This window comes from Thalassobacillus cyri (genome assembly GCF_900107755.1).
Classification (GTDB): domain Bacteria; phylum Bacillota; class Bacilli; order Bacillales; family Halobacillaceae; genus Thalassobacillus; species Thalassobacillus cyri.
Map to the genome: position 1 here is coordinate 68,038 of NZ_FNQR01000011.1, position 22,073 is coordinate 90,110.

A 22,073-nucleotide genomic window follows, 5' to 3' on the forward strand; every position below is an offset into this window, starting at 1 on the left:
AATCAAAAATTACACGATTATTCAACTAAATGTAACTAAATCATAAGCTTCTTTTAGTGTGTCCCATAGTCTTATTAAATAAGAAGAAACATGGAATAAATTTTAAAATAAAAATAACGCACTTTTGATTGCCAAAAGTGCGTTATTGGGGAATTTTTCCTTTATCAGCTTGTTTTTTTAATTGAAGGGTGTATGGCTCGTCTATGTAATTCTTCCTCAATCAATTCTATAAAATCTTTACTTAAGTTAAGTTCTAATGCTTTGTGATAGGATTCAATTAACAACTTATCAGTCAAATGCTCCATATAGCGTCACAAAATGGCGTGACGTTCACCTCCAATCAGGTGTTATCAATTTCCAAAACGTAACCTAACTTCGTTTGTAACCCAACTTTACCACGAAAGTTGCACCCATACAACAGAGTAGTTATCTACATAAATATGTAGATAACTTGTGTATAATTGTGAATTTATTCATAGGAATCTTGTCAAAGATATGTGGAAAATGTGTATAAACTTATCCACAGGTGAGATTTTGCCGTAATTTGTCGAACGATTTTTGGAATTATACTATTTACTTTGAAACATGCGTTGAATTTGTATATGATGGGTAAGGAGTAAAAAAGGTACGGGTAAATAGTGAATGAGGTGAATGGGTTGTTCAATAAATTCTTACCGAATGAACATGTAGATAGTATATTTGAAATCAGACCTGAGGATTTGAAAGAACGGGGGATTAAAGGCATCATTACAGATTTGGATAACACTTTGGTAGCCTGGGACGTTCCCGAAGCTACCCCAGAGATCCTTCAGTGGTTCAAAATAATGGATGAACATGGAATCAAGGTAACGATTACTTCTAATAATAAGCAGGACCGTGTCCGTGTTTTTTCACAGCCATTGGACACAAGTTTCATTTACAGTGCGAGAAAGCCCTTATCTTATGCATTTAAAAAAGCACAAAAGCAGATGGAATTGAACAAAGAAGAGATTGTGGTCATTGGTGACCAGTTGCTGACTGATGTTCTGGGAGGAAACTTTGCCGGCTTTCATACCATCTTAGTTGTTCCAATTGTAGAAACGGATGGCTTCTTTACACGTTTTAATCGAAAAATTGAGCGCAGGATTCTGAAATGGATGAGAAAAAAAGGTAAACTGACTTGGGAGGAATAAAGATTGACTAATGCTATCGTATGCCAGGGATGCGGCGTGAAAATCCAGACGGAGTACCCTGATCAGCCAGGTTATGCTCCCGCTTCCGCTTTAGAAAGGGAAGAAGTGATTTGCAAGCGGTGTTTTCGATTGAAAAATTATAACGAGGTACAGGATGTACCTTATCAGGATGACGATTTCTTACAGATGTTGCATCAAATATCTGAAACTGACAGCCTTATTGTCAATTTAATTGATATTTTTGATTTCAACGGAAGTTTCATACCTGGGTTGGCACGTTTAACGGGGAACAACCCTATTTTATTGGTTGGTAATAAAATGGACGTGCTTCCAAAGTCAGTCAATCATAATAAAGTGAGACAATGGCTCCGCCGATCTTGTAAAGAATTGGGAATGAAAGTAGAAGATGTCCAATTGATTTCAGCTGCCAAAGGCCAGGGGATAGAAGAGCTGTCAGCAGCCATCGATCGAATGAGAAAAGGAAGGGATGTCTATATCGTAGGCACAACTAATGTAGGAAAGTCTACCTTTATCAATCGTTTGATCAGTCGTACGCATGGTGTAGAAGATGCAATTACTACTTCTTATTTCCCTGGAACAACACTGGGTTTTATTGATATTCCCCTTGATGAGGAATCATCACTATTCGATACCCCAGGAGTAATTCACCGGCATCAAATCGCTCATTATGTTTCTGATAACGACTTGAAACGGATTACACCTAAAAAAGAAATCAAGCCCATGGTCTTTCAGCTTAATGATAAACAAACACTTTTCTTAGGTGGGCTGGTCCGAATGGACTTTGAAGAAGGAGAACGGAGCTCTTTCATTTGTTATGTGTCTAATGACTTGTCTATCCACCGAACTAAGTTGGAAAACGCGGATAATCTATACAATAATCACATAGGAGAACTTTTGTCACCTCCTGATGAAACAACCCTCGAGCGATTACCTGAATGGAAGACTACTTCATTTAGAATAGAGAATCATAAAACAGATATCGTAATTTCAGGGCTGGGATGGATTACTGTTCCGGAGGGTTCCGTATCAGTGACGATACATGCTCCTCAAGGAGTAAAAGTATCCTTGAGAGAATCTTTAATATAATAAGGGATGTGGAATAATGAAACTAGGTTTGATCGGAAACCCTATCAAGCACTCATTATCTCCCTGGATCCATAATCAATTATTGAAACAAGCAAATATTCCAGGGGAGTATAATTTGTATGAGTTAGAACCTGGCAGTTTTGCCGCACAAATGGAACTCTTGAAGAAAGAAGGACTGGCAGGGTTCAATGTTACGGTGCCATTCAAGCAGAAGATCATGATGGAGCTGGATGCCGTTGATGAACAGGCAAAATTGATTGGGGCAGTAAACACAGTCAAAATCGAGAATGGGCAATGGAAAGGATTTAATACCGATGGAAAAGGGTTTCTGAATTCTTTACGTGTCAAATATCCGGATATATGCAACGCTGACAGAAAGGTATTAATCCTTGGTGCAGGTGGTGCCGCAAAAGGTATTTTTCACACCTTGGTACATGCTGGTTTCGAAAATATTGACATTGCGAATCGTACAACAGATCGCGTAAAGGAAATGACGAAAAGTAATGATACATCTGATGGAGCTGGAATTATTACGCTTGCAGATGCTGAACAGCGGGTTGCTGATTATGATTTAATCATTCAAACCACAACTGTAGGGATGAAACCTCACGAAGAACAGCAAATTATTTCCCTTGATAATATCCGAGAAGGTACAGTTGTCAGTGACATTGTATATCAGCCATTAATGACAGCCTTTTTGAAGGAAGCAGCTGAAAGCGGGGCAAGAATACATCAAGGCCATGAAATGCTTCTTTATCAAGCGGTGTATGCCTTTGAAATATGGACAGGGACTTCTCTGGATGAACATGGATTACTAGAAGCACTTGAAGCACAATTGAAAGGAGCATAAACCTATGCTTACAGGGAAACAAAAACGGTATTTACGCGCTCAAGCACATCACATGAACCCGATTTTTCAAGTCGGAAAAACCGGTGTCAATGAAAATATGATTGCTCAAATTGACGACGCTCTCGAAAAAAGAGAACTGCTTAAAGTCAGCGTCCTTCAAAATTGTATGGAGGATAAAAATGAAGTGGCAGAAGAATTAGTAAAAGGCACTGGTTCGGAGCTTGTGCAAGTCATCGGTAATACGATTGTTTTATATAAGGAATCAGAAGAAAACAAACAAATTGAGCTTCCTTAATAAGGGGAGAGTTATATGAAGCGTGTTGGAATTCTAGGCGGAACTTTTGATCCTCCTCATCTCGGTCACTTGATCATTGCCGAAGAAGTTTATCAAAAAATGAAGCTGGATGAGGTCTGGTTCATCCCTTCGAATCAGCCGCCACATAAAGCTAATGCCAATGCAGACAATCAAGATCGCCTGGAGATGGTAAAAGCCGCCGTGGCTGGAAATGACCACTTTTCTATTCATGATATTGAATTACGTAGAAATGGTAAATCCTATACCTATGAGACCATTAGCCAACTGAAACAAAGGTACCCGGATATCTCATTTTATTTTATTATCGGAGGAGACATGGTAGAATATTTGCCAAAGTGGAATGCTATCGATAAACTGGTGGAACTTGTTCAGTTTGTGGGAGTAAAGCGTAGTGGATATCCATTAAATAGCTCTTATTCCATTAAGGAAGTAGAGATACCAGTAATCGAAATATCTTCAACCATGATCAGGGAACGTTTAGGACAGGGGCAGGAAATCAAGTATTTAGCGCCCGATGCTGTGATTGAATATATAAAGGAGCATCGATTATATGAAGCTTGACCGTGATATGGCACTAGAACTTGTAAAAGCCAAACTAAAAAAAGAACGTTTTGAGCATACGATCCGGGTGACGGATACAGCAGTGAAACTTGCTGAAATGTATGGTGCTGATGTGGAGAAAGCCGAGCGGGCTGCAATTTTACATGACTATGCGAAGTATCGAAATAGAGAAGAAATGAAGCGGTGGATCAAATCTGATCCTCGTCTGCCGAAGGATTTATTACACTACCATCATGAATTGTGGCATGGACCCGTGGGGGCAGTGATACTCGAAAAAGAAGCAGGTCTTGATGATGCAGAAGTCGCTGGTGCCATAGCTTGTCATACAACTGGTAAAGCAAATATGAACGTATTAGATAAAGTTATCTTTCTTGCAGATTATATTGAGCCGGGAAGAAAGTTTCCAGGTATTGATGAAGTACGTGGCACTGCAAAAGAAGATCTGGATAAAGCGTGTCTTCAGGCTGCTCATAATACGATTTTCTTCTTAATGTCCAAAGGGCAAAAAGTTTATCCGGATACACTGCACAACTATAATCATTTAATAAATATAATCACCCATAAATGAAATGGAGGGGTTTGAATGGATAGTAAAGAATTGATGAAACTTGCTGCACAAGCATGTGATGATAAACGAGCGGAAGATATTGTCGTATTGGATATGGCAGAGGTATCTCTTATCGCCGATTATTTTTTGATTTGTGAAGGATCCAATGAACGCCAAGTTCAAGCTATCGCGCGTGAAGTAAAAGAAAAGGCGGAAGAAGCAGGGTTATCGGTTACAAGGATTGAAGGTTTTGAACAAGCACGTTGGATCCTTGTCGACTTAAATGGGGTTATCTGCCATATTTTCCATAAAGACGAACGAAATTACTATAATCTGGAACGGTTATGGGGAGACGCTCCGACCGTAGCGGTTGAAAGTGTCTGAATGCCTGTGTCTTATGGTGAGATGGCATTCGTTTATGATCTTTTGATGCAGGACGTGCCATATGAGGAGTGGGTTTCCTTTACAGACGACCACTCCTCAGGAAAAAATATTTTAGACATGGGATGCGGTACAGGAGAAATAACTATTCGCCTCGCTGAAAAGGGGTATCAAATGACTGGTGTCGATCTTTCAGAGGATATGCTTGCAATAGCTAATGACAAGACACCTTCTCATGTAAGTATTCACTGGCTTCAACAAGATATCCGAAATTTAGCCGGTTTAAAAAACTTTGATACGGTTATCAGTTATTTTGACGTCCTTAACTACATCACATCCCTGGATGATTTAAAGGCCGTCTTCAAGCAAACCTTTGATGTTCTAAAACCTGGTGGCGCTTTTATTTTTGATGTGCACTCGCTCGTTCATTTACAAGACAATATGGCTGGAGAAACTTTTGCAGAGGTTTACGATGAAACCACCTATATTTGGTTTTGTGAACCTGGGGAACAAGCGGAAACCTTTGTTCATGACTTGACCTTTTTTGTACAAGAACCTGATGGTTCTTATAATCGTTTTGATGAATATCATACCCAGCGTGGTTACAGGATGGAGCTTTTGAAAAAAGAGTTGTATTCTGCAGGTTTTGTTATCACGGCAGTTTATGCTGATCTAAAGCGAGAACCGGTACATAATGATGCAGAGGGAGACCGTTTGTTTTTTATATGTAAAAGAAAATGAACCACAGGAGATGGCAGCTATCTCCTGTGGTTTTTAAATTCCCACTATGCATTTAGTAAAGCATGAGTTAATATAATATATATAGATTTCAATCCTGCTTCAACATTAATTTATCAGCTTTATGCTTCTTTTGAGTAGCCTGGAACATTTCCTCAAATAAATTGCCGATATTTTGTTCTAATGCGACCAAGCCTTCCCCGGTAACTCCACCCTTAACACTTACCTTTTTCCTTAATGTTTCCAATGTATAATGATTTTTTGCAAGTAAACTTCCATACCCAATCAGCATTTCTGTAGTTAATTCTGTCGCTATATCCTCAGGTAATCCAGCTACCTCCCTGGCAGCTTTAATCCACCGTTCCATCAAAAAGCTTATAAAAGCAGGCCCGCATGAAACGATATCTGAACAAACTCTGATGTAGGGTTCCTCAATTTCAATAGGCCGTGAAATGAATTTAAAGGTTTGCTTTAATAATGCTTTCATTTCAGGCTGCACAGACTCTCCAAAACTCATCAACGTCGTTCCGGAGAAAGCTCGATTTGTTATGGAAGGGACAATTCTGGCTACCTGGCACGGCAGTGCTTTCTCTAATTCATCTACCCCAACGGGACTGGTAATAGAAATTACACACTGACTATTTCGAAAGTAAGGCTTTATTTCTGCAAATAATTCTTTCATATCATGTGGCTTTACACAAAGCATGATGATATCCGATTCAACGATTAAGTCACGTAATTCTTTTTTTATTCCAAGACGAGGATGTCTTTGTTTGAGTTGATAAGCTTTCTCTAATGAGCGGTTTGTCACGATCATTTCGTTTGCTTCCAGTGATCCGCTTTCAATCAAAGATTCAATGACAATCGTTCCCATGTTTCCGGTCCCAATAACTCCCCAAATCATGTTATACCTCCTTTGAATTATTTATTATTTCATCTATATGAACTTAGCTCGGATTATAGGAAAGGATGTGTTTGATTATATGTATTGGATTAAAAAATATGCCTGGATGGCTATTGCTTTTGCAGTCGCTATCTGGATGTTGGTGGGAGAGGAAGAGAAAAAGGAAGATGATTTCGCTGTCTCCTATTCACTTGAAGAAGCTTCTCCACAAACACCAGAGAGTAAAATCCTTGCAGAACAGGAGAATATCGTAGTTGATGTCAAGGGAGCAGTTATAAAACCTGGGGTTTATGAACTTTCAGCAGGGAGCCGTGTCGCGGATGCGATACAGTTGGCTGGAGGAATGAGAAAAGAGGCCGATCCAACATCGGTCAACCTTGCTCAGCGATTGATTGATGAAATGATGATCATCGTAAATAGTTACGGAAATACGGAACAAGGAGGAAGCGAAAGCGTTAAGAATGACAAAATCAGAATCAATTATGCAGATGTAAATGAGATTCAACAATTGGATGGAATAGGAGAGTCAAAAGCAAAAGCCATTGTACAGCACCGTGAAGAAAATGGCATGTTCCAAACGATGGATGATTTGTTGGATGTTAGTGGGATTGGAGAAAAGACTTTGGAGAATATCGGGGATTCGATTCAGATTCCGTAGTTTATTGACGAAAAAAATCCACCAATGTAAACTTATTTTAAAACCTAGAAAAGGGGATCTATACATAATGGAGCGTATATCATGGGACCAATATTTTATGGCTCAAAGTCATTTGCTGAAAATGAGGAGCACGTGTGAACGTTTAGCTGTCGGCGCTACAATTATAAGAGATAAGCGGATGATTGCAGGCGGTTATAATGGAAGCGTATCAGGTGGCGTGCACTGTATTGATGAAGGGTGTTATGTCATTGATGGGCATTGTGTCCGGACTATCCATGCTGAAATGAACGCACTGTTACAATGTGCTAAATTCGGGGTAGCTACAGAAGGTGCTGAGATATATGTGACACACTTTCCTTGTCTGCATTGCTGCAAGGCCATCATCCAGGCGGGTATTACAGCTGTCTATTATCATGCTGATTATCGTAACCATCCCTATGCAATTGAGTTATTCCGTGATGCAGGCATGAAAACGGAGAAAGTTGAATTGAAAGAATGGCCACTTGATCCGTTGTCAGATAAAAAAGAGGTTTAAAAATGCGGGGATATTGGCACATATTTGCGGTTGCTTTCGTGTTGGGAGGCCTTACTTTTTCTTCCTGGCAGGAAGGCACCGCGATTATTTATATAATGCTGTTAATGGTATCGCTTTTTAAGATAAAACCACCTAAGTACTTAATCATAATAATAGGCAGCTTCTACCTGCTTGGCGGTTTGATTGTTGCCAAAGATCCTCCTTTACCTGAAAATACTGGTGCTGTCATAACAGGAAAATTGGTGACGATACCAAAAGAAAGAGATAATTCGATTGAAGTTGTAATGAAAGTGGCAGATTCAGAAAAAAAAATTTTATTGACTGCCTTCCTTGAAAATCCCTCCACTCCTATCACTTCTATTACTGATAACTGGCAACATGGTGCTGTATGCCAGGCCCAGTCCACTGTTTCACTCCCTCCGTTAGCAACTAATCCCGGTGAATTTGATTATCGTGACTATTTGAAACACAAAGGAATAACCTCGCAAATTATCATTAATGAAGCGACACAAATGACTTGTAGTGGCAGCTCATGGCTAGCCTTGTTGTACGAACAAAGAAAGAAGCTGCTCACGGAATATGGTGAGAATCTTCCAGGTGAGGCTTTTGCCTGGTTGAAGGGATTAGTGTTTGGAGATACGGATGATTTAGATATTACGATTATTGAGTTATTCCGAAGGTGGAATCTTTCACATTTACTTGCCATTTCGGGTTTGCATATCGGATTGATGATTGGATTGTTTCTGTATATTTTTTATCGTTCAGGGATAATAACAGTGGAAAAAAGCTTCTGGGTCCTCTTTTTCTTTCTGCCATTATATGCTCTCTTTGCAGGTGGAGCTCCTTCTGTGTTGAGGGCTGTAACAATGGCATTGCTAGGTATGCTAGTCCTAAAACTAAAGCTCCAGATCCGTATTTCGGATATTCTAAGCTTATTGCTGATAAGTTTTTTGATTATAAACCCTGTTTATTTTTATCACCTTGGCTTTCAATTTTCTTTTCTTGTAACATTCGCTATCGTTCTTTCTAATACCTGGTTTAAGCGAACACATTCAAAATTGTTTTTATTGTTACAGGTCAGCCTCTTGAGTCAATTGATCATTTTGCCTTTGCAACTTTTCAATTTCTACCAATTTAATCCTCTTTCTGTCTTCATCAATTTAGTTTACGTACCTTATTTTTCCTTCTTTGTCATTCCATTTATGGTTTTCTTAAGCCTCTTTACACTTTTTGTTCCAGGTTTAGCTTTCGTAGGAGCCGAAATTTTTCTAGGTATTCATGGCTTTTCCATGGAAGTCCTGCGTCAGGTTGATGCTTATTTATATTATCCTTGGATTATTGGTAAAATAACACCATTGTTTGGTATCGGTTACTATATTTCATTAGGTCTTATGCTGGCAAGGCTGGAAAAGGGAGAGGAAAGAAAAGCTTTTTATGCAGCTATTCTGGCTGTATCCGTGCTGATATTATTTTCGTTGAAACCCTATTTGAGTAAAGAAGGTACCATAACCATGCTGGACATAGGACAAGGGGACAGTATTGTCGTTGAACTGCCTTATCGTAAAGGTGTGTTTCTGATTGATGCAGCCGGTCCCTCTCATTTTTCCAAAAATCAAAAGAGAATTGCTGACAATATTATCGGTCCTTTTCTTAAGTCCAAAGGGATCAGTGATATAGATGCCATTTTTTTAAGCCATGAAGATACCGATCATATTGGAAGCGCCCCATATGTAATTGAACAATTTCATGTAAAGAAGCTTGTAACCAGTATATATTTTCAGTTCTCTGAGGATTTACAAGCAAAAATTTCAGAAGCAGAGTTGCCCGTCGTACAAGTGAAAGGCGGGGAGAAACTCACTCTAAGCGGCCAAAGTTTCGCTGTTTTAAACCCTGTTAAAGACTTTGCAGATAAAAATGATAATTCTTTAGTGATGCAAGCTTCATTTGGAGCCGATACGTGGCTGTTTACGGGGGATATCTCAGTTGAGGTGGAAGACGAACTTCTCGATGTTTTTCCCGGTCTTCAGATCGATGTGTTGAAAGTTGCCCACCATGGTAGCAATACTTCGTCGTCACAAAGGTTTTTGGAAAGTCTTCATGTGAAGGTGGCACTTATATCATCCGGAAGAAATAATCGCTACGGTCATCCCCATCAGACAATAATAGAGACGTTGGGAAAGCAGGAGATACGCATATTAAGAACAGACCTGCAAGGAGCCATCCAATACAAATACACGGGGGATGATGGCACATTTTATACCTATTACCCGTACGACCGGGAGGAACAGAGTCAATAAGCTCAAAAAAATAAAAAAGGCCGCTTTACCAGCAGCCTACTTACGTAATGGAAATTATGATCCGATTACACTCACGACGACACCGACGAAGAATATAATGAAAAAGAACAAGAACGAGAAAATGAACCCTTTGCCTGAGTCAATGACGTCATTATTTTTTGATTGAATATTTTTTTTGAATTCGTTCACTTTTACCCCTCCTATATACCTGTGTTTTAGTATAAGTGATACACAGGTAAAAATCCAGATTCAATACCAATTAAATAAAAAATCTATCCATTTTTTTGTTTGCCTCCGTTAGCAAGAGTTGTCATCTATAGTTTGCGTTCTTTTGGTCAATCTAAAACCAAGGGACAACATCGCCGCCCGGTCTTTCTCCCGGGTATTGATCGGACGGCGTTCATATAGATTGTTCAGGCACCTCGTTCTTAAAGATTTTTGACAAGGCTTCCTAACCGGCATAAAATAAGAACATTGAGTTCCATTTATGGGTAGGGATGGACGAGGTGCCTGTCACATTTATCAAGTAAGCTGGGGTGTAACAATGAACTATATGGATACAATGAAAAAAATTAACAAAAAACAATTTTCTTCGATATATTTATTATATGGAACAGAATCATACTTAATCCAGGATATTAAACAAAAAATACTTAAGCATGCACTTTCAGAGGCAGACCAGGATGTAAATGTATCTTATTATGATTTAGAAGAAGTGCCGATTGAAGACGTGGTTACTGATGCAGAGACCTATCCTTTTTTTGGTGAGCGGAAAGTCATCATTGCAGATAATCCCGTATTTATGAAAGCAAAACCGGACAAGCTGCCATTCGAACATGATACAGAAGCGTTTCAAGCTTACCTGGAAAATCCCGTGGATTATTCTATATTGGTTATTACAGCCCCGTATGAAAAGTTGGATGAACGCAAAAAAACTTTCAAACAATTTAAAAAATATGGAGAAGTGGTACCCTGCCAGCCGGTAAGGGAATGGAATATGGATGAATGGATTCAATCAATCGCAAAAGAAATGGGCATTCAGGTTCCTAAAGAGCTTCACGAATTATTTATACAGGAAATCGGAACGAACTTGATGGTACTTAGAAGTGAAATGGAAAAATTGGCGCTGAATGCTGAAGAAGATGGAACGGTAACGAGGGAAATGGCAGAATCTTTGCTTTCTCATAGTGCTGAAGCTTCCGGGTTGAAATTGGTTGATGCGGTAATGGAAAGGAATCTTTCCAAAGCCATTCATTTATATAAAGATCTGATTCGCATGAATGAAGATCCGATAGCTTTGACCGCTTTGCTTGCTTCGCAATTCCGGATTATTTTTCAAGCAAAGATTTTAAAACAAAAAGGCTATGCTCAAAACCAAATGAGGCAATACATACAAGCTCACCCTTATGTAATCAAGATGGCAATGAAAAGAGAACAATATTTCAGCTTGCATGAACTTGAACAGATCATGGATCAGCTTACCGAAACAGACCAGCAGATAAAACAAGGAAAAGTAGAGAAAAGCCTGGCATTTGAATTGCTGCTTTATCGAATGATCCATATTAAACGGATGGATAACAAAATAGGATGAAGTGCAAACAAAAAAGAGCTGCATGGGACGATAATCATATCGTTTCATGCAGCTCTTTTTTAGAGCTAAGCCATTATTTCTTGCAAAATGAAAAACGACCCTGGCAAGAGTCGCTTGTTGGTCATAAAAAAAGCAAGCCTACAGGCTGTTTACTTTTTTAGCTAGGCGAGATTTTTGACGGTTACCGTTATTTTGCTGGACAATTCCTTTTTGAACGGCTTTATCAATGTTTTTCGTTGCAGTTTGTAGAGCGCTCTTCGCACCTTCTGCATCATTGTTTGCTACTAATTTTTCCACACGCTTGACTGCTGTACGCATGTCCCCTTTGTAAACAAGGTTTTGAGCGCGACGGTCATTAGTTGTACGAACACGTTTAACTGCGGATTTAATGTTTGGCATGATTTCACCTCCTAGGTAAAAACATAAGACTCATTCATATCGAACAAGAGTCATTTTACCAAAGCCATCACTAGTTTTCAATAGGTTTATCCCTGTAGTAAAAGAAAAGGTATAAAATTCTTGAACCTGCTTCAAGCTAGATAGCAAAAAGGAGGCAGGTTTATGGGTGAGAACAATATCAAATTCACGGTACGTACGGATCTTGCAATCGAAGCCAGAGATATGTATGTCGAGGATGAGCAGCAAGAGCAATCTCCTCAAGGTGTAGAGGTAGAAGAAAAAACTGTTGATGACATTAAGGTTACATATGTCACCATCGATGAAGCAGCGGAAGAAAGACTTGGTAAAAAAGCGGGAAACTACATTACCCTGGAATCCAAGGCCATCCGAAACCAGGATACGGATATGCAGAAGCGGCTCTCGGTCGTCCTGGCAGAGCAGCTAGGTGAATTGTTTAAACTGAATGATATAAAAGAAGGGCAGACGTGTATGGTGGTCGGACTCGGGAACCATAATGTCACTCCTGATGCGTTAGGGCCAATGGCTATGGAGAAAGTTATGGTAACCACCCATTTATTTAAATTACACCCGGAAACTGTTGCGGAAGGCTATCGACCTGTGGCAGCCATCACTCCAGGGGTAATGGGGGTTACAGGAGTCGAGACGAGCGATATCATTTTGGGGGTACTGGAAAAGACAAAACCAGACTTTGTTATTGCAATCGATGCGCTGGCCTCAAGATCCATTGACCGTATCAATGCTACCATCCAATTATCAGATACAGGTATCCATCCAGGATCAGGGGTAGGGAATAAAAGAAAAGAATTGAGTAAATCTACGTTGAACATCCCGGTGATAGCAGTTGGGGTTCCGACCGTCGTGGATGCTGTTACGATTACGAATGATACCATTGATTACCTGTTGAAGCATATGGGCAGGGAGTGGCGCGAGAAAGATGATCCTTCTAAATCTCTCACGCCGGCAAAAATGACTTTTGGCGAGAAGACATTACGTGAAGAGGATTTGCCTGACTTGGATCAACGGAAAGCGATTCTTGGTATGGTAGGCGGCCTGGAAACGCATGAGAAACGTCAATTGATAGAGGAAGTTTTATCTCCGATCGGTCACAATCTGATGGTGACCCCTAAGGAAGTAGATGGATTCATGAAAGATATGGCACATGTGATAGCCTCGGGAATTAATGCTGCCCTTCATGAAAGGGTTAAAGGAGATGAAGCACAATCCTTTACGAGGTAGTGTTGATAGAAAGTTGATAGAGTAATGTTCTATTTTGGTTGTCTCTTCATAGACTTTAGTAATCAGCCTTAAGGTCATGAAGGGATTGGGACGATGAAAAAGATAAGACGACGGCCGCCATTCCAGTATTATAAATTCAATAGGCTATCAAAACGGGCTGGATCCCTGGTAGGAGCAATGCTTGCGTTATTGTTGATTATCGGGGCATTGACCAGTGTGAAGCCTACTTATCGCATTTATTCTGAGACAATCCAAGGTTGGACCAGCCAAATAGAAGGACCATCTTTTCTCTACTTATTCAGCATGGAAAACAGATTATTCGAAGCAGCATATCCTGAAAATATAACTCCCCCAAATTTGTCGACCATGAGTTTTCAACTGGCGACAAGTTTGACACCGAACGACCCGAGAAGTCTGTTGGGAAGGGAATTGCCCGGGCTTGATACCTATCATGGAGAAATTCTTGTGGCCGGTGAAGGTACAGACTATACCAATTTACCGGTAGAGTCGCATCCACCACTTGATGTCGTTCTTGAAGATAGAGAAGCAGTCGATACGGAAGATGAAGAACCAGTGGAAAATCCCTCAAGAGAAGGAGATGCCCCATCAACTGGCGGACGAGATGTTGTACTTATTTATAATACCCATAACCGGGAATCCTTTCTTCCTCATTTAGCAAAAGGAACAGAGCACGCATACCATGATGAAGTAAATATCACGAAAGTAAGTGACCGACTGGCAAAGTCTTTGGAAGCCAATGGAATTGGTGCTGAGGTACTTACACAAGATGTCACTCAATATGCCAGGGATAAAGACATGGCACCCTACGATGCCTCAAGATCACTTGTTTCGGAGGTTATGGGCTCAAATCAAGACGTTCAGTATATATTCGACCTTCATCGTGATGCAGTACCAAGAGATATTACCACTACGGATATCAATGGTGAAACATATGCGAAAACAATTTTTGTTATTGGGGCTGAACATCCCTCCTTTGAAAAAAATGCAAGGCTGGCAGCTGATCTGCATGACATGCTTCAAGAAAAATATCCTGGGCTAAGTCGTGGAGTCATCAAAAAGAAAGGGAACGGAGTGGATGGTAAATACAATCAGGATCTTTCTGAAAATGCCATACTCGTTGAATTTGGCGGACACGAAAATAGCCTGGAAGAAGTTTATCGGGCTGCGGATGCAGTAGCTGAAATATTTAGTGATTATTACTGGAATGCAGAAAAAGTTTCAGGGGACTAAATAACAGGAGGTGGTCGTAATGTTAAAGTATCTTCTTTTCATTTGTATGATGATTGTACTGTTTTTAGGCGGTGCTCTGTTTGGCATCAATCAGGCTAGTGAAGGCGTCATCCAGACAAGGGGGTATACGACGGACCACCTGAAAGAAGCGTTGTCCGTGGAACAGACAGGCCAGGATAAATATGATGTAACTGTAATGGGAATACCAGTTGAACAGCAAAATGTCGAAACAAAAATTAACCTCTATCAAGATCACGCTGCCCATTCCAGCGTCCAACTGGCTGAATTGTTGGGTGGCGGCGTTTCCAGGATATACGATGTGGTAATCACTGCAGCAGCCAATATTGTGGAGCCATTATTCTGAACATATACACAAAGCAGTCCATTCGATGGGCTGCTTTATTGTTTGAAAACTTATAGATAATTCAACGGATTGGGATTGAAAATTCGCTATGCTTTTCATGTTTCCAATATCTCGTCTTGGCTAGTCCAGTTACTATGCCACTTACCGGACTTCCGCTTTTGATGATTGAATATTCGCTTGGCTATTGCTATAATCTATGCTAGTTATCGTTCGTAAAAATAGTAGGAGTGGATTGTAATTGGCAAGTAATCAAAGACAACAGCGTGTGAGGAATTTTTCGATCATTGCTCACATTGATCATGGAAAATCGACTTTAGCTGATCGGATATTAGAAAAAACAAAAGCGTTGACGCAGCGTGAAATGAAAGAGCAATTCCTTGATGCCATGGATTTGGAGCGGGAACGAGGAATTACAATCAAATTAAATGCTGTACAACTGAATTATAAACAAGATGATGAAGACTATATCTTTCATTTAATAGACACCCCAGGGCACGTCGACTTCACTTATGAAGTCTCCCGTAGTCTCGCAGCCTGTGAAGGTGCCATACTCGTCGTGGATGCTGCGCAGGGCATAGAAGCCCAGACGTTGGCAAATGTTTATTTAGCATTGGAGAATGACCTCGAAATCATTCCTGTTATTAACAAAATCGATTTGCCTAGTGCAGATCCTGAACGGGTAAAACAGGAAATCGAAGATGTGATTGGTATTGATGCCTCTGATGCTATCCTTGCGTCTGCTAAGGATGGAAAAGGTATTGATGAGATTTTAGAAAGAATCGTGAGTGATATTCCAGCTCCCGAAGGCAATGTCGAAGAGCCGCTAAAAGCACTGATATTCGATTCCTTATATGACCCTTACCGTGGTGTCATCGCCTATGTATGTATAAAGGAAGGGTCTGTCAAAGTCGGGGATAAAATCAAAATGATGGCTACAGGAAAAGAGTTTGAAGTGAATGAAGTAGGTGTCTTCAAGCCGAAACCAGCTCCATTAGATGAATTGACAGTCGGTGATGTCGGTTATTTGACCGCTTCGATTAAAAATGTCGGGGATAGCCAAGTAGGTGATACGATCACGCTTGCCAACAAGCAGGCTGCTCAACCACTGCCTGGTTATAAGCGCCTCAATCCAATGGTTTTCTGTGGGATGTATCCCGTCGATGCCAATCGATACAATGATCTTCGTGAAGCTCTGGAGCGTCTGGAGTTGAATGATTCCTCTTTACAATATGAAGCGGAAACATCACAAGCACTAGGGTTCGGGTTCCGGACTGGGTTCCTTGGTATGCTTCATATGGAAATTATCCAGGAGCGAATCGAACGGGAATTCGGCATTGACCTGATTACCACTGCTCCAAGTGTTATTTACCAGGTAGCATTGACAGATGGAAGTGAGATACAAGTCGATAACCCATCTATGATGCCTGACAATCAAAAAATTCAGGAAGTGCGGGAACCGTTCGTTAAAGCGACAATTATGGTGCCGAATGAATATGTCGGTCCGGTTATGGAGATTTGTCAGAAAAAGCGCGGGGACTTCAAAGACATGCAATACCTGGATGAAAATCGGGTCAATGTCGTCTATGAAATTCCTTTATCAGAAATCGTTTATGATTTCTTCGATGCGCTTAAGTCCAAAACAAAAGGGTATGCTTCCTTTGATTATGAGTTAATCGGGTACAAGGAATCCAACCTTGTAAAAATGGATATCCTATTGAATGGAGATACCATTGATGCACTGTCTTTCATTGTCCATAAGGATTTTGCATACGAGCGAGGAAAGCAAATCGTTGAAAAACTGAAGAATCTCATTCCAAGACAGCAATTCGAGGTCCCTGTCCAGGCGACGATCGGCAACAAAGTAGTGGCTCGCTCTACCATCAAAGCGATGAGAAAGAACGTATTATCGAAATGTTATGGGGGAGATATATCCCGTAAACGTAAGCTGTTAGAAAAGCAAAAAGAAGGTAAGAAACGGATGAAGATGGTCGGTTCTGTAGAAGTGCCGCAGGAAGCCTTCATGTCCGTGCTTGAAATGGACGACGACGATAATTAATAAGCCGAAAAACCGCAGGAAGCTTTTCTTGCGGTTTTCGTTATGAAAGGCGGTAAACCGATGCAGATACCCTCTGTATATATTCATATTCCATTTTGTCAGCAAATCTGCCATTACTGTGACTTCACAAAGTTTTTCTATAATGAAAAGCTGGCAGATGATTATCTGAATGCTTTAGAGAAGGAAATGCAACATTATGTTTTGAAAGAAAAAATTACACCAGATACTATTTTTGTTGGAGGCGGCACGCCGACAGCTCTCTCGCGGGCACAGTTGAAAAAGCTTCTTCTCATCATCGATCGCTATCATGATATAGAATCGTGCAGAGAATACACATTTGAGGCGAATCCAGGTGATCTTGACGAAGAAAAAGTCAAAATGTTGAAAGCCTTCGGTGTCAACAGGATTTCTTTAGGTGTGCAGGTATTTGATGATGACATGCTTGAAAAGATTGGCCGTCTTCATAAAGTGAAAGATGTCTATACTAATATGGAACGACTTTTGAGCGTAGGACTGACTAATATCAGCATCGATTTGATTTACGCACTTCCGGGACAAACGGTTAAACAATTTGAACAGACCGTCGATGAGGCACTGGAGTTTGACCTTCCGCATTATTCTTCCTATTCATTACAAATTGAGCCGAAGACCGTGTTTTATCAACGCTATAAAAAGGGCAAATTAAGCAAGCCTCCAGAGGAAACGGAAGCGATGATGTATGAGTTGCTGCAAGATAAAATGACCGCTCGCGGCAAGCATCAGTACGAAATTAGCAACTTTGCTGAACCGGGATATGAGAGCAGGCACAACCTTACTTATTGGAATAATGAATTTTATTATGGATTCGGTGCCGGTGCTCATGGATATCTGCCTGGAAGGCGGATTGTGAACCTTCGCCCTCTTCCAGCTTACATCAGGCAAGCGACAGAGAATGGCAGGCCTGTGCTTCATGAGGAGCCTATCGGCATAAAAGAACGAATGGAAGAAGAAATGTTTCTGGGACTTAGGAAAACAGAGGGAGTGGACATGCACAGGTTCGAATCGAAATTTGGAAAAAAAATCGAGCAGATATTCGGTGATGCCATCCCTAATCTAGAAGAACGGGATTTGATCACAAAAAAAACCGATAAAATCGCTTTGACGGAAAAAGGCCGTATCCTTGGTAATGAGGTATTCCAGGAGTTTTTATTAGAAGGTAAAGATTCATGAAAAAATCAAGCTAAAGTCGTTGACATTGGAAAACGCATTTGATAATTTAATATTAGATTTAGCACTCAACAGACAAGAGTGCTAACAGAGGTGATCATCATGTTGACAGAGAGGCAATTACTGGTACTGCAAGTGATTATTGATGAATTCATCCAAACGGCACAACCCGTGGGTTCCCGTTCCATTTCTAAGAAAGGCGAAGTTACATTCAGTTCCGCAACAATCCGGAACGAAATGGCAGATCTTGAAGAGATGGGACTGATTGAAAAGACGCACTCTTCTTCAGGTAGGGTTCCTTCTGAAAAAGGGTATCGCTTCTATGTGGATCATCTGTTGTCTCCTTTCCGTCTTTCAAATAAAGAAATACATTCTATTCAGGAAACTTTTCGGGATCAGATGCTTGAGTTTGAGAGAGTGGTTCAAAAGTCGGCGGGGATCCTTTCCGATTTGACGAATTACACATCAATCATCCTCGGACCTGAGGTATTCGAAACGAAGTTGAAACAGCTTCAGATAGTACCATTGACTCCTCAGACAGCCGTAGCGATCCTAGTGACGAATACTGGCCATGTCGAGCACCGGGCATTCAATATTCCTCAGGAAATTGAAGCAAATGACCTGGAAAAGATGGTGAATATATTAAATGACCGTTTGTACGGAGTGCCGTTAGTACAGCTGCATGAAAAGATTTTTAATGAAGTGGGAGACTTGCTGAAAACCCACACGAGGAATTATGAACAGGCATTCCAGTACCTGCAAGCGGCTTTGCTTAATGAACAGCCTGCGAAATTATATGTTGGCGGAAAGACCAACATTCTCATGCAGCCAGAGTTCAAAGATTTAGAAAAAGTAAGATCTTTGTATGCCATGATGGAGAAGGAAAGTGAGATTGTCCACTTGCTTCGCAGCGAGCATCCGGGTATACACGTGAAAATAGGCCATGAGAATGAGGTAGACGCCATGCAGGACTGCAGTTTAATTACAGCAAGTTATGCCTTGGGTGATGATCAAATTGGGACCATTGCTTTACTGGGTCCCACCAGGATGGAGTATAACCGTGTCATCAAGCTGATGAATGTGTTGTCATCTGAAATGACAGATACCTTCAAGTCCTGGTATCAAGGTGAATAAATAAGGGTAAGAATGGATGAAGATGGGCAGCTTCTCTTCCCATCCCTTATTTTTGTCCTTTTACTTTTGTCCAGGCTATAAAAGTGTTATAGTCTTAACGGTGAATAGAACTAGAGGGGGTGTCGGAATGTCAAAAGACAACCAGCAAGAACAAGAAATTTTTACAAATGCTGAAGAAACAGGGACAGAAGAAGAGTTGGAACAGGAAGTTCTCGAGGAAGAACAGTCCGAAGATAATGAGCTGGAAAAGCTAAAGCAAGAATATGACGAACTAAATAATCGTTTGCTTCGGTTACAAGCAGATTATGATAATTTCCGCAGACGGACTATGAAAGAACGGGAAGCGGATCGTAAATATAAGTCCCAGGACTTGGTCACCGAACTGGTACCGGTGCTGGATAACTTTGATCGGGCATTGAAAGTGGACGTCGAAGGTGATGCTGCAAAAGGTTTCATAGATGGTATGAAAATGGTTTACCAGCAATTCAAAGCAGCACTGGAAAAAGAGGGAGTAGAAGAAATAAAAGCTGAGGGTGAAGCGTTTGATCCTCACCTCCATCAAGCAGTGATGCAAGATAATGATGAAAACTATGATTCCAATGTAGTTATTGAAGAAATGCAAAAGGGTTACAAGTTGAAAGATCGCGTCATCCGTCCGGCGATGGTCAAAGTGAATCAATAGCCGGGGTGATTTGAAAAGCAGTATAAACAGACTCCGGATACCAGGGAGTTCTAATAATATATCAACACAGTAGAGCTATAAGGAGGAATTTTGCAATGGGTAAAATCATCGGTATTGACTTAGGTACAACAAACTCTTGTGTCGCTGTAATGGAAGGCGGCGAATCAAAAGTAATTCCAAATCCAGAAGGTAACCGTACAACACCTTCTGCTGTCGCTTTTAAAAATGGTGAGCGCCAAGTGGGTGAAGTCGCTAAGCGTCAGGCGATTACTAACCCGAACACCATTCTTTCCATTAAACGTTATATGGGTACTGACCATAAAGTTGAAGTGGAAGGGAAAGAATATACGCCACAAGAAATCTCTGCAATCATTCTGCAATACATCAAGGGGTATGCGGAAGACTACCTTGGTGAAACTGTAGATAAAGCAGTCATTACTGTACCTGCTTATTTCAACGATGCGGAACGTCAAGCTACTAAAGATGCTGGTAAGATCGCGGGTATCGAAGTAGAACGTATTATCAACGAGCCGACTGCTGCAGCACTTGCATATGGTATCGATAAAGAAGATCAAGATCAGACAATCCTTGTATATGACCTTGGCGGCGGTACTTTCGACGTTTCTATCCTTGATATTGGCGAGGGTACATTTGAAGTTGTATCTACTGCAGGTGATAACCGCCTTGGTGGTGACGATTTCGACCAGGTGATCATCGATCATATGGTTGCTGAATTCAAGAAAGAAAATGGTATCGATCTATCCCAGGATAAAATGGCAAAACAACGCTTGAAAGATGCAGCTGAAAAAGCGAAGAAGGACCTTTCTGGTGTTGCTCAAACTCAAATTTCCCTGCCGTTTATCACAGCAGGTGAAGCTGGTCCATTGCATTTGGAAATGACATTGACTCGTGCTAAATTCGAAGAACTTTCTTCTGATCTTATCGAGCGTTCTATGAAACCGACTCGTCAAGCACTAAAAGATGCTGGCCTTTCTTCCAGTGAAATTGATAAAGTTATCCTGGTCGGTGGATCAACTCGTATTCCAGCTGTACAAGAAGCGTTGAAAAAAGAAGTAGGGAAAGAACCATCTAAAGGCGTTAACCCTGATGAAGTAGTAGCACTTGGTGCTGCGATTCAAGGTGGAGTCTTGCAAGGAGACGTTAAAGATGTCGTCCTTCTAGACGTTACCCCACTATCCCTGGGTATCGAAACAATGGGTGGCGTAACTACTAAACTTATCGAACGCAACACTACTATTCCGACAAGCCACTCCCAAGTATTCTCAACAGCAGCAGACAACCAGACTGCCGTTGATATCCATGTACTGCAAGGGGAGCGTGAAATGGCACAGGACAACAAAACGCTTGGCCGTTTCCAATTGACGGACATTCCGCCAGCACCACGTGGCGTCCCTCAAATCGAAGTATCTTTCGATATTGATGCTAATGGTATCGTTAACGTACGTGCGAAAGATATGGGTACCAATAAAGAGCAATCCATTACTATTAAATCTTCTTCTGGCCTTTCTGACGAAGAAGTAGAAAAAATGGTCCAGGAAGCAGAAGAAAATGCGGAAGCAGATAAGAAACGCCGTGAAGAAGTAGAGCTTCGCAATGAAGCGGATCAGATGATCTTCACTACTGAAAAGACCTTGAAAGATTTAGGCGAACAAGTTTCTGAAGATGAAAAACAACAAGCAGAAACTGCTAAAGATGAATTGAAAGAAGCGCTCGAAGGCGAAGATCTTGATAAAATCAAAGAAAAGAAAGAAGCACTTCAAGAACACGTTCAAAACCTTTCAGCAAAAGTATATGAGCAAGCAGCACAACAAGCTCAAGCTCAGCAGGAAGCACAAGGGGAAGGCAGCGAAGACGATGTAGTCGATGCTGACTATGAAGAAGTCAATGAAGAAGACGACAAAAAGTAAGTAAGTCAAGTTAAAAGTCAAAGTCAGGAATCCCTTGGCTTTGACTTTTTTCACGTAAACGAAAGTTAAGTAAGAAGATTTGAAAATAGCTTTGTACCAATGTTATTATTAACTTTATGCAATAGTGCCGGGAGAGTGA

Annotated in this window: 24 protein-coding genes; 20 read left to right on the forward strand and 4 right to left on the reverse strand. The window is 40.8% G+C overall.

The window, feature by feature from the left end; all coding sequences use genetic code 11:
• Positions 1–164: 164 nt before the first annotated feature.
• Entirely contained in the window at positions 165–305 is a 141-nt protein-coding gene (gene sda / locus BLV00_RS13590) for a sporulation histidine kinase inhibitor Sda (protein WP_093045524.1), read from the reverse strand.
• A 351-nt stretch (positions 306–656) separates the two neighbouring features.
• Between sda and BLV00_RS13595 the strand changes: the two genes are divergently transcribed.
• The 8 genes from BLV00_RS13595 to BLV00_RS13630 are packed head-to-tail and all read left to right on the forward strand — an operon-like array spanning position 657 to position 5,675.
• Positions 657–1,172: a YqeG family HAD IIIA-type phosphatase gene (locus BLV00_RS13595; protein ID WP_093045597.1), complete on the forward strand. Its 516-nt coding sequence runs from the start codon at positions 657–659 to the stop codon at positions 1,170–1,172.
• Between the two features lie 3 nt (positions 1,173–1,175).
• Positions 1,176–2,279, forward strand: coding sequence for a ribosome biogenesis GTPase YqeH (gene yqeH / locus BLV00_RS13600; protein WP_093045525.1), 1,104 nt, complete (start codon positions 1,176–1,178; stop codon positions 2,277–2,279).
• A gap of 16 nt (positions 2,280–2,295) precedes the next feature.
• On the forward strand, positions 2,296–3,129 hold the full coding sequence (gene aroE, locus BLV00_RS13605; protein WP_093045526.1) for a shikimate dehydrogenase: 834 nt from the start codon (positions 2,296–2,298) through the stop codon (positions 3,127–3,129).
• Positions 3,130–3,133: 4 nt separating this feature from the next.
• Positions 3,134–3,424 carry a ribosome assembly RNA-binding protein YhbY gene (gene yhbY, locus BLV00_RS13610; protein WP_093045527.1) on the forward strand — a complete coding sequence of 97 codons (291 nt, stop codon included), beginning with the start codon at positions 3,134–3,136 and terminating at the stop codon, positions 3,422–3,424.
• A 15-nt stretch (positions 3,425–3,439) separates the two neighbouring features.
• Positions 3,440–4,006: a nicotinate-nucleotide adenylyltransferase gene (locus BLV00_RS13615; protein WP_093045528.1), complete on the forward strand. Its 567-nt coding sequence runs from the start codon at positions 3,440–3,442 to the stop codon at positions 4,004–4,006.
• Entirely contained in the window at positions 3,996–4,574 is a 579-nt protein-coding gene (gene yqeK, locus BLV00_RS13620) for a bis(5'-nucleosyl)-tetraphosphatase (symmetrical) YqeK (RefSeq protein ID WP_093045529.1), read from the forward strand. Before BLV00_RS13615 ends, yqeK begins: the two co-directional genes overlap by 11 nt.
• Positions 4,575–4,589: 15 nt before the next feature.
• The gene (gene rsfS / locus BLV00_RS13625) at positions 4,590–4,937 is read left to right on the forward strand and encodes a ribosome silencing factor (RefSeq protein ID WP_093045530.1); all 348 of its coding nucleotides are present in this window, start codon (positions 4,590–4,592) and stop codon (positions 4,935–4,937) included.
• Positions 4,938–4,982: 45 nt separating this feature from the next.
• Positions 4,983–5,675, forward strand: coding sequence for a class I SAM-dependent DNA methyltransferase (locus tag BLV00_RS13630; protein WP_281243041.1), 693 nt, complete (start codon positions 4,983–4,985; stop codon positions 5,673–5,675).
• 88 nt (positions 5,676–5,763) lie between these two features.
• Here the strand turns inward: BLV00_RS13630 and comER are convergent, their stop codons facing one another.
• Positions 5,764–6,576, reverse strand: a complete 813-nt coding sequence (gene comER, locus BLV00_RS13635; protein ID WP_093045531.1) for a late competence protein ComER — start codon at positions 6,574–6,576, stop codon at positions 5,764–5,766.
• A 37-nt stretch (positions 6,577–6,613) separates the two neighbouring features.
• Here comER and BLV00_RS13640 point away from each other — a divergent pair, with 37 nt between their 5' ends.
• The 3 genes from BLV00_RS13640 to BLV00_RS13650 all read left to right on the forward strand — a co-directional run bounded on the left by BLV00_RS13640 (position 6,614) and on the right by BLV00_RS13650 (position 10,066).
• Positions 6,614–7,234, forward strand: coding sequence for a ComEA family DNA-binding protein (locus BLV00_RS13640; RefSeq protein ID WP_093045532.1), 621 nt, complete (start codon positions 6,614–6,616; stop codon positions 7,232–7,234).
• Positions 7,235–7,301: 67 nt separating this feature from the next.
• Entirely contained in the window at positions 7,302–7,769 is a 468-nt protein-coding gene (locus BLV00_RS13645; protein WP_093045533.1) for a ComE operon protein 2, read from the forward strand.
• Between the two features lie 2 nt (positions 7,770–7,771).
• Positions 7,772–10,066, forward strand: a complete 2,295-nt coding sequence (locus tag BLV00_RS13650) for a DNA internalization-related competence protein ComEC/Rec2 (protein ID WP_093045534.1) — start codon at positions 7,772–7,774, stop codon at positions 10,064–10,066.
• 54 nt (positions 10,067–10,120) lie between these two features.
• On the opposite strand, the gene BLV00_RS13655 is transcribed toward BLV00_RS13650, so the two are convergent.
• Positions 10,121–10,255 carry a YqzM family protein gene (locus tag BLV00_RS13655; protein WP_028783276.1) on the reverse strand — a complete coding sequence of 45 codons (135 nt, stop codon included), beginning with the start codon at positions 10,253–10,255 and terminating at the stop codon, positions 10,121–10,123.
• Between the two features lie 373 nt (positions 10,256–10,628).
• Here BLV00_RS13655 and holA point away from each other — a divergent pair, with 373 nt between their 5' ends.
• Positions 10,629–11,657 carry a DNA polymerase III subunit delta gene (gene holA / locus BLV00_RS13660; RefSeq protein WP_245728973.1) on the forward strand — a complete coding sequence of 343 codons (1,029 nt, stop codon included), beginning with the start codon at positions 10,629–10,631 and terminating at the stop codon, positions 11,655–11,657.
• A gap of 138 nt (positions 11,658–11,795) precedes the next feature.
• Here the strand turns inward: holA and rpsT are convergent, their stop codons facing one another.
• Positions 11,796–12,056: a 30S ribosomal protein S20 gene (gene rpsT, locus BLV00_RS13665; protein ID WP_093045536.1), complete on the reverse strand. Its 261-nt coding sequence runs from the start codon at positions 12,054–12,056 to the stop codon at positions 11,796–11,798.
• Positions 12,057–12,218: 162 nt separating this feature from the next.
• On the opposite strand from rpsT, the gene gpr reads away from it, so the two are divergent.
• The 8 genes from gpr to dnaK all read left to right on the forward strand — a co-directional run bounded on the left by gpr (position 12,219) and on the right by dnaK (position 21,934).
• A complete protein-coding gene (gene gpr / locus BLV00_RS13670) occupies positions 12,219–13,313 on the forward strand; it encodes a GPR endopeptidase (RefSeq protein ID WP_093045537.1) in 1,095 nt (364 codons plus the stop codon).
• 93 nt (positions 13,314–13,406) lie between these two features.
• Positions 13,407–14,564, forward strand: a complete 1,158-nt coding sequence (spoIIP, locus tag BLV00_RS13675; RefSeq protein ID WP_093045538.1) for a stage II sporulation protein P — start codon at positions 13,407–13,409, stop codon at positions 14,562–14,564.
• A gap of 19 nt (positions 14,565–14,583) precedes the next feature.
• Positions 14,584–14,928, forward strand: a complete 345-nt coding sequence (locus BLV00_RS13680) for a DUF3679 domain-containing protein (protein WP_093045539.1) — start codon at positions 14,584–14,586, stop codon at positions 14,926–14,928.
• A gap of 238 nt (positions 14,929–15,166) precedes the next feature.
• Positions 15,167–16,984 (forward strand): translation elongation factor 4, encoded by a 1,818-nt coding sequence (gene lepA, locus BLV00_RS13685; protein ID WP_093045540.1) that lies wholly within the window; start codon positions 15,167–15,169, stop codon positions 16,982–16,984.
• Positions 16,985–17,044: 60 nt separating this feature from the next.
• Complete coding sequence (hemW, locus tag BLV00_RS13690; RefSeq protein WP_093045599.1) at positions 17,045–18,193, forward strand: radical SAM family heme chaperone HemW; 1,149 nt, start codon at positions 17,045–17,047, stop codon at positions 18,191–18,193.
• Positions 18,194–18,292: 99 nt separating this feature from the next.
• Complete coding sequence (hrcA, locus tag BLV00_RS13695; protein ID WP_093045541.1) at positions 18,293–19,324, forward strand: heat-inducible transcriptional repressor HrcA; 1,032 nt, start codon at positions 18,293–18,295, stop codon at positions 19,322–19,324.
• A gap of 127 nt (positions 19,325–19,451) precedes the next feature.
• Positions 19,452–20,006, forward strand: a complete 555-nt coding sequence (grpE, locus tag BLV00_RS13700; RefSeq protein ID WP_093045542.1) for a nucleotide exchange factor GrpE — start codon at positions 19,452–19,454, stop codon at positions 20,004–20,006.
• A 95-nt stretch (positions 20,007–20,101) separates the two neighbouring features.
• Positions 20,102–21,934, forward strand: coding sequence for a molecular chaperone DnaK (dnaK, locus tag BLV00_RS13705; protein ID WP_093045543.1), 1,833 nt, complete (start codon positions 20,102–20,104; stop codon positions 21,932–21,934).
• Positions 21,935–22,073: the final 139 nt, after the last annotated feature.